The 1,066-nt window shown below is 47.6% G+C and carries 1 protein-coding gene; it reads left to right on the top strand.

Annotated elements, in window-relative coordinates:
• Positions 1 to 1,066, top strand: a 1,066-nt coding sequence (locus D8802_RS10195) for a hypothetical protein (RefSeq protein ID WP_312023266.1), incomplete at both ends; no start/stop codon positions are given.

Here is a 1,066-nt window from a genome sequence, read left to right as displayed (position 1 = left end):
CTTGTGCTTGCTGAGTTAGAAGCACTGATTGAAGCAGAGATGCTGTTGCTCAAGCTTGTTGATGCTGAAGCTGAGGCACTACGTGATGCAGACTCGCTGTTGCTTGCGCTTGTTAAATCAGATACAGATGCGCTTGTTGACTCTGAGGCACTGTTGCTTGCACTTGTGCTTGCTGATTCAGATGCACTGATTGAAGCAGAGATGCTGTTGCTCAAACTTGTTGATGCTGAAGCTGAAGCACTACGTGATGCTGACTCGCTGTTGCTTGCACTTGTGCTTGCTGATTCAGATGCACTGATTGAAGCAGAGATGCTGTTGCTCAAGCTTGTTGAATCAGATACAGATGCGCTTGTTGACGCTGAAGCACTGTTGCCTGCGCTTGTGCTTGCTGAGTTAGAAGCGCTGATTGAAGCAGAGATGCTGTTGCTCAAGCTTGTTGAATCTGATACAGATGCACTTGTTGACGCTGAAGCACTGTTGCTTGCGCTTGTGCTTGTTGATTCAGAAGCACTGATTGAAGCAGAGATGCTGTTGCTCAAGCTTGTTGAATCTGATACAGATGCACTTGTTGATGCTGAGGCACTGTTGCTTACGCTTGTGCTTGCTGAGTTAGAAGCACTGATTGAAGCAGAAATGCTGTTGCTCAAGCTTGTTGATGCTGAAGCTGAGGCACTACGTGATGCAGACTCGCTATTGCTTACGCTTGTGCTTGCTGATTCAGATGCACTGATTGAAGCAGAGATGCTGTTGCTCAAGCTTGTTGATGCTGAAGCTGAGGCACTACGTGATGCAGACTCGCTGTTGCTTGCGCTTGTTGAATCTGATACAGATGCACTTGTTGATGCTGAGGCACTGTTGCTTACGCTTGTGCTTGCTGAGTTAGAAGCACTGATTGAAGCAGAAATGCTGTTGCTCAAGCTTGTTGATGCTGAAGCTGAGGCACTACGTGATGCAGACTCGCTATTGCTTACGCTTGTGCTTGCTGATTCAGATGCACTGATTGAAGCAGAGATGCTGTTGCTCAAGCTTGTTGACGCTGAGGCACTGTTGCTTGCGCTTGTGCTTG

Source organism: Streptococcus oralis (assembly GCF_003943395.1).
GTDB lineage: Bacteria > Bacillota > Bacilli > Lactobacillales > Streptococcaceae > Streptococcus > Streptococcus oralis_BF.
Note: the sequence above shows the minus strand (reverse complement) of the source record. Positions and strands in the feature narration are given on the sequence as shown.